Source organism: Kocuria sp. CNJ-770, from assembly GCF_001942375.1.
Classification (GTDB): Bacteria; Actinomycetota; Actinomycetes; order Actinomycetales; family Micrococcaceae; genus Kocuria; species Kocuria oceani.
Genome location: NZ_MKJW01000100.1, coordinates 157,635 through 166,174, shown reverse-complemented (window position 1 = coordinate 166,174; position 8,540 = coordinate 157,635). Strand labels below are relative to the sequence as shown.

The following is an 8,540-nucleotide window of genomic DNA, read 5'->3' as shown; positions in this document are numbered from 1 at the left end:
GCCGCGGGCCGGGCGGCCCCACTCGGCCCAGGAGCCGTCGTAGACGGAGGACCTCCGTGCGGCCCGCGAGGTGGCGCCCAGGGCCAGCACGCACGCGGTGAGCCCCGAGCCGCAGCTGGTGACCACGCGCCGTCCCTCGGGGGCCGCCGCTGCGATCCGCTCCCGCAGCTCGGGCGGCGGCAGCAGCCGCCCGTCCGCGCCCAGCAGCTCCGTGTACGGCAGGCTGACCGCCCCGGGCATGTGGCCGGGGCGCAGGCCGGGGCGGGGCTCGGGCTCCGTGCCCGCGAACCGGCCGGCGGGGCGGGCGTCGAGGACGACCGCCCCGGGCTCGGCGAGGGCGCCGGCGACGTCGTCGGCGCCCACGAAGAACCCCTCCTGCGGCACGAGCTCGACGTCACCGGGCTCGGCGGGCGGATCCGCGTGCGCGCCCACCGGCCGCCCCTCGGCGGCCCAGGCCGGCAGCCCGCCGTCGAGCACCGCGACCCGGTCGAAGCCCGCCGCCCGCAGCATCCACCACACCCGCGCGGAGGCGAAGACGCCCTTGCCGTCGTAGGCCACCACGCTGCTGGTCCGGGAGATCCCCAGCGCGCGGGCCGCCGCGGTCAGCCGGCCCGCCGGCGGCATGGTGTGCGGCAGCTCCGCGGACGGGTCGGCGAACGGCCCGTCCAGGTCCAGGAGCAGGGCGCCCGGGATGGCCTCGTCGGTGCGGTTGAGCGTGGAGCTCGCGTCCACCAGCACGAGCCGGGGGTCGCCGAGGTGGGCGGCCAGCCATCCGGTGCCCACCACGGGCCCGGGCAGCTCGAGGGACGTCTCCTGGTGCGGGGTGCCGGTGCTCATGCGGGTCAGGGTAGCGCCTCGGGCTACGAGGCGGCGCCCGCCAGCGCCCGCTCGAGGTCCTCCAGCTGGTCCTCGACGTCCTCGATCCCCACCGACAGCCGCACGAGGTCGGTGGGCACCGCCAGCGGGGTGCCCCGGACCGAGGCGTGCGTCATCTCGGACGGATAGCAGATCAGGGACTCGACCCCGCCCAGGCTCACGGACAGGGAGTACAGCCGGGTGCCCTCGGCCACCGCGCGGGCCGCGGCCTCTCCCCCGGCGAGGCGGAAGGAGACCATGCCGCCGGACCCGCGCATCTGCGTCGCGGCGAGCGCGTGGCCGGGGTGCTCGGGCAGCCCGGGGTAGAGCACCTGGGAGACCTCCGGACGCTCCAGCAGCCACTCCGCGATCCGCTGGGCGTTCTCCTGGTGGCGTTCCATGCGCAGGCTCAGGGTCTTGAGCCCGCGGGCGGCCAGGTAGCTGTCCTGGGGCCCGGCCACGGCGCCTGCGGCGAACTGCTGAAAGCCGACCGTCTCGGCGAGCGGGGCGCCGCGCCAGGCGGCGGTCCCGACGACCACGGCCCCGCCGAGGACGTCGGAGTGCCCGCCGATGTACTTGGTGGTGGAGTGCACCACGGCGTGGGCCCCCAGGAGCAGCGGGTTCTGCAGGTACGGGGAGGCGAAGGTGTTGTCCACCACGAGCAGCGCGCCCGCCTCCCGGGCCAGCTCCGCCCAGGCCGCGACGTCGGCGATGCCGAGCAGCGGGTTGGAGGGCGTCTCCAGCCACAGCACCGCGGTGTCCCCGGGGCGGACCGCGGCGCGGACGGCGTCGAGATCGGTGATCTCCACGGGGGTGTGGCCGATCCCCCACGGGGCGAGCACCCGGGTGATCAGCCGGTTGGTGCCGCCGTAGCCGTCGGCGCCGAGCACCACGTGCTCGCCCGGGCGCAGCACCGCCCGCAGCAGCGCGTCCTCGGCGGCGATCCCGGAGGCGAAGGCGAACGCGCGCTCGCCGTGCTCCAGGGCCGCGAGCTGCTCCTCGAAGCCGTTGCGGGTGGGGTTGGAGCCGCGGCTGTACTCGTGGCCGGCGCGCAGGACGTTGATCCCGTCCTGGGCGAAGGTGGAGGTCTGGTAGACCGGCGGGATGACGGCCCCGGTCAGGGGGTCGGGCTGCTGGCCGGCGTGGACGGCGGTGGTGGTGAAGCCGCGGCGGCGGGTGGTGACGGTCTGGCTCATGGTGGGGCTCACTTCCGGAGGGTCGAAACGGTCTCGAGCACGGCGTCGAGGGCCTGGCCGAGGTCGGCCACGAGGTCCTGGGGCGCCTCGAGGCCGATCGAGAGCCGGACGGTGGTCTCGGCGATCCCGCCGGCCCGGCGCTGCTCGGGCGTGAGCCGGCAGTGGGTCATCGCGGCCGGGTGGGCCACGAGGCTGCGGGTGTCGCCGATGTTGGCGACCAGCTTGAACAGTTGCAGCCCGTCGATGAAGGGGCCCACGGCGGCGTCCGGGGCGGCGAGGTCGAAGGAGAACACGGAGCCGGTGCCGCGGGGGAAGTCCCGGGCCGCGATCCCGGCCCCGGGGTCCCCCGGCAGCCCGGGGTGGTGCACGCGCGCGACGGCGGGGTGGCCGACGAGGAACTCGGCCACGGTCAGCGCCGAGGCCGTGTGCCGGGCCACCCGCAGGTCGAGGGTCTCGGTGCCCTGCAGGATCTGGCTGGCGTTGAACGGGGACAGCGTGGTGCCGAGGTCGTGCACGTACTTGGCCCGGACCAGGTGCAGGTAGGGGCTGGCGCCGGCGCACTTGTCGAGCAGGCTCTGCCCGCCCCAGCGGGCGCGGGCGCGGGTGAACTGGGGCCACCGCGCAGGCTCGGCGGACCAGTCGAACGTCCCGCCGTCCACGACCGCCCCGGCGAGGGCGTTGCCGTGGCCGCCGAGGAACTTGGTGGCCGAGTGCACCACGATGTCCGCGCCCTTCTCCAGCGGCCGGTACAGCGCCGGGGAGGCGAGGGTGTTGTCGACGACGACGGGCACCCGCGCCGCCCGGGCGACGTCGGCGATCCCGGGCAGGTCCGGCAGCGTGGCCAGCGGGTTGCCGATGGACTCGAGCAGGAAGGCCCGGGTGTCGGGGCGCACGGCCGCGGCCCAGGCGCCGGGTGCGGTGGGGTCCACGAAGTCGACCTCGACGCCGTGGTCGGCCAGCGAGTCGGTGAGCAGGTCCACGGTCCCGCCGTAGAGCTTCTCGGAGGCGACCAGGTGCTTGTCCTCCCCCTGGCCCAGCAGGGCCAGCAGGGCCACGGCCACCGCGGACTGCCCGGAGCCGGTGGCCACGGCGCCCGCCCCGCCCTCGAGGTCGCTGATCCGCTGCTCGAGCACGGCGACCGTGGGGTTGCCGGTGCGGGTGTAGGTGAAGCCGGCGCGGGTCTGGGCGAACATCTGCCGGGCGGCCTCGTAGTCCGGGAACTCGAAGGCGGCGCTCTGGTAGATCGGCACCGTGAGGGTGCGCTGCCCGGGGTCGTGGTCGGCGCCGGCGTGGATCTGCCGGGTCGAGAGGTCGTGATCGGTCACGGGGAGGGACATGGCGCGGCTCCTGTGCACGTGCTCTTACCCGCACCGGTCACCCGCTGCGGGGCAGCGGGGATGCAGGCCGCTTCCTCATCCGAACCACCCGATGAGCATGGGGTTGGTGCGCGACCCAGTCGGAGCTTGGCAGTCGCGTCTCGTGAAGCTGGGACCACACTATGCGCGGGGCGGGCCGGCGCCGTTCCGCGACCCAAGATGACGTCCGTGACGGATCGTGACGCCGCTCGTGACGCCCCCCGGTGACGCCCCCGGTGGCGCCCTCTGTGAGCCCCGGCGCTCCCGGGGCCCCGGCGGGTCACGCCCGGGTGTCGATGTCCTCGAAGATCAGGAACGTCTGGGTGTCCACCACGCCGGGCAGCTGCTGGATGTGCTCGAAGATCACCTGCCGCAGGTGCACCGTGTCCACGGCGCGCACCAGCAGCATGACGTCGAAGTTGCCGCCCACCAGGGCGATGTGGTGCACGGCCGGGATGGCCCGCAGCTGCGCGCACAGCTCCCGCCAGGTGTTCTGCTGGAGCTTCAGCGTCACATAGGCCGAGGCCTGCAGCCCGGCGCGCACCGGGTCGATCACGGTGCTGAAGCGCAGGATCACCCCCTCGTCGCGCAGCCGGTTGATGCGGGCGTAGGCGTGGGCGCGGGAGACGTGCACGGCCGCGGCGATCGCGGTCACCGACTGCCGGGCGTCCCGGGAGAGCTCGGCGAGGATCTTCCGGTCGGTCTCGTCCAGCGGGACGGGGGTCGAGGGCACGGCGGGGCTCCTTCGGGGCGGGACGGGAGGGCGGGCAGCGGTGTCGGACGAATGCGTGTGCGCCACGCCACAGTAAAACATTTCGTCCACGAGGACAGCACCGATGCCCGCAGGATTCTGGACTTTCCCGCACCGCTGGATACGAACCGTCGGTTCTTCTCATACTGGGCGGACAGAACTTCAGCGGCCTTCCTGCCTCCCCGCGTCCGCACCAGGACCGGGGACCGACCGAGGGGACACCATGAGCCAGACCGTCGAGACCCCCGAGGACCCGATCCTCCGGGCCTCCCAGACCTTCGGCATCACGCCGGAGCAGTACATGCTCCCGGCGCGCGGCGAGATCCGGATGGTGGACCCCACCGGCCGGCTGCTGCCGGCCGAGGAGCAGGGCACCGAGCCCGGCCACGAGTACCCGCTGCCCGCGGGGGACGTGCTGCTGGGCGCCTACGAGAAGCTGGTGGTCGGCCGCCGGGTCAACGACCAGAACTCCGCGCTGGTGCGCCAGGGCCGGATGGCCGTCTATCCCTCCAGCCACGGGCAGGAGGCCTGCCAGGTGGCGGCGGCCCTGTGCCTGCGGGAGGGCGACTGGCTGTTCCCCACCTACCGGGACACCGTGGCCGTGATGACCAAGGGCGTGCGGCCCATGGACGTGATGTCGATCTTCCGCGGCGAGTGGCACGGCGGCTACGACCCCCACGAGCACCACGTCGGCATCCAGTCGACCCCGCTGACCACCCAGCTGCTGCACGCGGTGGGCGTGGCCCACGCCGCGAAGCTGCGCGGTGAGGACACCGTGGTCCTGGCCATGTGCGGCGACGGCGCCACGAGCGAGGGCGACTTCCACGAGGCCCTCAACTTCGCCGCCGTGTTCAAGCTGCCGGTCGTGTTCTTCGTGCAGAACAACGGCTACGCGATCTCCGTGCCCCTGTCCCAGCAGTCGGCCGCCCCGAGCCTCGCCCACAAGGCGGTCGGCTACGGCATGGCCGGGGAGCGGGTGGACGGCAACGACCTGGTGGCCCTGCTCGCCACGCTGGGCCGCGCCGTGGACCTGGCGCGCTCGGAGTCCGAGCCCCTCCTCGTGGAGGCCCACACCTACCGCATGCAGGCGCACACCAACGCCGACGACGCGACCCGCTACCGCGACGACGCGGAGGTGCAGGAGTGGATCGCCAAGGACCCCGTGACCCGGATGCGCGCCTACCTGGCCGGGGAGGGACTGCTCGACGACGCGGCCGAGCAGCGCATCGCCGCCGCCGCCGAGGACGTCGCCGCGGCGCTGCGCGACGGCATGAACGCCGACGTGCAGGTCGACCCGCGCGAGCTCTTCCGCCACGTCTACACCGAGCAGACCCCGCAGCTCGACGAGCAGGAGCAGTTCCTCGCCGCCGAGCTCGCCCGAGAGGAGACCGCACAGTGAGCACCCTCCAGGCCCCCGCCCCGTCCGGGCGGACCCCGGCCGTCAAGCCGGCCACCTTCGCCCAGGCGCTCAACACCGCCCTGGCCGACGCCCTGGCCGCCGACGACGCCGTCGTCGTCTTCGGGGAGGACGTCGGGACCCTCGGCGGGGTCTTCCGGATCACCGACGGGCTGACGCAGCGCTTCGGCCGCACCCGCTGCTTCGACACCCCGCTGGCCGAGTCCGGGATCGCCGGGATGGCCGTGGGCATGGCGATGAACCGGATGCGCCCGGTGATCGAGATGCAGTTCGACGCCTTCGCCTATCCGGCGTTCGAGCAGGTCGCCTCGCACATCGCGAAGATGCACAACCGCACCCGCGGCGCCGTGACCCTGCCGATCGTCATCCGCATCCCCTACGCCGGCGGCATCGGCGGCGTGGAGCACCACTGCGACTCCTCCGAGGCCTACTACGCCCACACCCCGGGGCTGAAGGTCTTCACCCCGGCCACCGTCGAGGACGCCTACCTCATGCTCCGCGAGGCGATCGACTCCGACGACCCCGTGGTGTTCTTCGAGCCCAAGAAGCTCTACTGGTCCAAGGCGCCGGTGGACCTGGCCGAGCTGAGGGACCGCTACGAGAACCGGGCCCCGGAGCGCCGGGAGGGCCGCGCCGTCGTCGCCCGCACCGGGCAGGACGCCACGATCCTCACCTACGGGCCGTCCGTGCCCACCGCCCTGGCGGCCGCCGCGGCCGCCGAGGCCGAGGGCCGCTCCCTCGAGGTCGTGGACCTGCGCAGCATCGTCCCGTTCGACGACGAGACCGTCGCCGCGTCGGTGCGCCGCACCGGGCGCGTGGTCGTGGTGGCCGAGGCCCCCGGCTTCGCCTCCGTGGCCGCCGAGATCGTGGCCCGGGTGCAGGAGCGCTGTTTCCACTCGCTGGCCGCGCCGGTGCGGCGCGTGACCGGCTTCGACATCCCGTACCCCTCGCCCAAGCTCGAGGAGTACTACCTGCCCAGCGTCGACCGCATCCTAGACGCCGTGGACGACCTGCAGTGGGAGGACTGACCATGACCGTGAAGACGTTCACCCTGCCGGATCTCGGCGAGGGACTCACCGAGGCCGAGCTCGTGAGCTGGCTGGTCCAGGTGGGCGACACCGTGGCCGTGGACCAGCCCATCGCCGAGGTGGAGACCGCCAAGTCCGCGGTGGAGGTGCCCTGCCCCTTCGCCGGGACCGTGCAGGAGCTGCACGGCGCCTCCGGGCAGACCCTCGACGTGGGCGCGCCGCTGATCTCCGTGAACACCGGGGACACCGCCGGGACCCCCGCCCCGCAGGCGGCGGACCCCGTGGCGGGCAGTCCTACCGCGAGGAGGAGCGCGCCGGGGCGGACCCTCGCTCCGCGGCCGAGGCGGGCACCGTGGCCTCCGGGGCCTCCGACGACGCCGAGGGCTCCGGCAGCGTGCTCATCGGCTACGGCACCCCGGCCGCGGGATCGGCCGGCGCCGGCGCCGGCCCAAGCGCGCCGCGGCTCCCGCCGGGGCCTCCGGCCCGCTCGCCGACCGGCTCGGCGACCGGGCTCCCAGCAGCTCGCCGAGCAGACCGCCGGGCAGGCCGCGGCGTCCGGGGCCGCCCACGACGCGATGGCCTCGGCCCCGCGGCTGGCCCCCACTGTCATCTCCCCGATCGTGCGCAAGCTCGCGAAGGACCGCGGGATCGACATCTCCACCGTGCGCGGCTCCGGGCCCGGCGGGCTGATCCTCCGCCGGGACGTCGTGGCCGCCACCGCCGCCCCGACGGCGCCCGCCCCGCCGCAGCCCCTCGCGGCGGAGCCGGCCGACGGGGCGCCGTCCGGGACGGACCCGCGCACCGGCCTGGGCGTGGCCGGGCGCGTCCCGGTCTCGGGGGTGCGGAAGGTCATCGCGCAGGCGATGAGCCGGTCGCGCACCGAGATCCCCGAGGCCACCGTCTGGGTGGACGTGGACGCCACGAGGCTGGTGGAGCTGCGCGCGGCGCTCAAGGCGCAGGACCCCGCCACCGCGCCGGGGCTCATGGCCCTGATCGCCCGCTTCGTGCTCGCCGGCCTGGCCCGGTATCCCGAGCTCGCCACCCGCATCGAGACCCGCGAGGACGGCAGCCAGGAGATCGTGCGCTTCGAGGGCGTGAACCTGGGCTTCGCGGCGCAGACCGACCGCGGGCTCGTGGTGCCCAACATCCGCGGCGCCCACGCCCTGAGCGCCCGTGGTCTCGACGCCGAGCTGCGCCGGCTCACCGAGCTGGCCCGCTCCGGCAAGGCCTCCCCGGCGGAGCTGTCCGGGTCCACGTTCACCCTCAACAACTACGGGGTGTTCGGCACGGACGGGGCCGCGGCGATCATCAACCACCCGGAGGTGGCGATCCTCGGGGTCGGCCGGATCATCGACCGGCCGTGGGTGGTCGACGGGCAGCTGGCCGTCCGCAAGGTCACCCAGCTCTCCCTGGCCTTCGACCACCGCGTGTGCGACGGCGGGGCGGCCGGCGGCTTCTTGCGCATGGTGGCCGACGCGGTCGAGAACCCGATGTCGGTGCTCGCGGACCTGTAGCAGCAACCGGGCCGAGCCCTCGGGCCCGGCCCGGCAGGCTCAGCGGTCCGGGACCGCCCCGGCCGTCAGTCGCTCTCGGGGCCGGAGCAGTACAGGCAGTCGGGCTCGGCCGCGCCGCAGGCGCAGCGCAGCACGACGGCGCCCCAGGACAGGGCGGCGGTCCCGCGGAGGCGGGGACGGGGCGGGGCCGGGACGAGGTTCGGCAGGAGTTCGACGGTCATGGGTGCAGGTCCTCGAGGATGGGCCGCGGAGCGGTGGTCGTGCAGGGGCGCACCGGCGACGACGGTCGCGGGCAGGACGGGACGCCTGTGTCCTGCCTCACGGCCGGCGGGCTGGTGTATCCAGTATCGGCCGCCGGTCCCATCGGCAAAAGCGATGCTTTCCGACGACTACTGGTTAGTATTTTTGTGCCCTCGCCCAGCGG

At 74.5% G+C, this 8,540-nt stretch carries 8 protein-coding genes and 1 riboswitch; of the genes, 3 read left to right on the top strand and 5 right to left on the bottom strand.

Annotated features, from left to right (window positions below; translation table 11 throughout):
- The 4 genes from BJF77_RS11500 to BJF77_RS11485 all read right to left on the bottom strand — a co-directional run.
- On the bottom strand, nt 1-837 hold an 837-nt coding region (locus tag BJF77_RS11500), incomplete at its 3' end, for a sulfurtransferase (protein WP_075872235.1).
- A 23-nt stretch (nt 838-860) separates the two neighbouring features.
- Nucleotides 861-2,051 carry a cystathionine gamma-synthase gene (locus BJF77_RS11495; protein WP_075872234.1) on the bottom strand — a complete coding sequence of 397 codons (1,191 nt, stop codon included), beginning with the start codon at nt 2,049-2,051 and terminating at the stop codon, nt 861-863.
- 8 nt (nt 2,052-2,059) lie between these two features.
- Nucleotides 2,060-3,388 (bottom strand): O-acetylhomoserine aminocarboxypropyltransferase/cysteine synthase family protein, encoded by a 1,329-nt coding sequence (locus BJF77_RS11490; protein WP_075872233.1) that lies wholly within the window; start codon nt 3,386-3,388, stop codon nt 2,060-2,062.
- Nucleotides 3,389-3,403: 15 nt separating this feature from the next.
- Nucleotides 3,404-3,536: riboswitch (SAM riboswitch) on the bottom strand.
- A gap of 150 nt (nt 3,537-3,686) precedes the next feature.
- Nucleotides 3,687-4,139, bottom strand: a complete 453-nt coding sequence (locus tag BJF77_RS11485) for an Lrp/AsnC family transcriptional regulator (RefSeq protein WP_047803935.1) — start codon at nt 4,137-4,139, stop codon at nt 3,687-3,689.
- A gap of 241 nt (nt 4,140-4,380) precedes the next feature.
- Between BJF77_RS11485 and BJF77_RS11480 the strand changes: the two genes are divergently transcribed.
- Genes BJF77_RS11480 through BJF77_RS11470 form a run of 3 tightly spaced genes read left to right on the top strand, consistent with a single transcriptional unit; the run spans nt 4,381 to nt 8,116 of the window.
- Complete coding sequence (locus BJF77_RS11480; RefSeq protein ID WP_047803936.1) at nt 4,381-5,556, top strand: thiamine pyrophosphate-dependent enzyme; 1,176 nt, start codon at nt 4,381-4,383, stop codon at nt 5,554-5,556.
- Nucleotides 5,553-6,602 carry an alpha-ketoacid dehydrogenase subunit beta gene (locus BJF77_RS11475; protein WP_047803937.1) on the top strand — a complete coding sequence of 350 codons (1,050 nt, stop codon included), beginning with the start codon at nt 5,553-5,555 and terminating at the stop codon, nt 6,600-6,602. The genes BJF77_RS11480 and BJF77_RS11475 overlap by 4 nt, the downstream gene beginning before the upstream one ends.
- 2 nt (nt 6,603-6,604) lie before the next feature.
- Nucleotides 6,605-8,116 carry a dihydrolipoamide acetyltransferase family protein gene (locus BJF77_RS11470; RefSeq protein ID WP_139318541.1) on the top strand — a complete coding sequence of 504 codons (1,512 nt, stop codon included), beginning with the start codon at nt 6,605-6,607 and terminating at the stop codon, nt 8,114-8,116.
- Between the two features lie 65 nt (nt 8,117-8,181).
- Here BJF77_RS11470 and BJF77_RS20580 read toward each other — a convergent pair whose 3' ends face one another.
- Nucleotides 8,182-8,337: a hypothetical protein gene (locus tag BJF77_RS20580; RefSeq protein ID WP_158041252.1), complete on the bottom strand. Its 156-nt coding sequence runs from the start codon at nt 8,335-8,337 to the stop codon at nt 8,182-8,184.
- Nucleotides 8,338-8,540 lie beyond the last annotated feature (203 nt).

Excerpts from the sequence above, each read along its gene's own strand:
- BJF77_RS11495 (WP_075872234.1), bottom strand. The coding sequence starts at position 2,051 with ATGAGCCAGACCGTCACCACCCGCCGCCGCGGCTTCACCACCACCGCC.
- BJF77_RS11490 (WP_075872233.1), bottom strand. The coding sequence starts at position 3,388 with ATGTCCCTCCCCGTGACCGATCACGACCTCTCGACCCGGCAGATCCAC.
- BJF77_RS11480 (WP_047803936.1), top strand. The coding sequence starts at position 4,381 with ATGAGCCAGACCGTCGAGACCCCCGAGGACCCGATCCTCCGGGCCTCC.
- BJF77_RS11470 (WP_139318541.1), top strand. The coding sequence starts at position 6,605 with ATGACCGTGAAGACGTTCACCCTGCCGGATCTCGGCGAGGGACTCACC.
- BJF77_RS20580 (WP_158041252.1), bottom strand. The coding sequence starts at position 8,337 with ATGACCGTCGAACTCCTGCCGAACCTCGTCCCGGCCCCGCCCCGTCCC.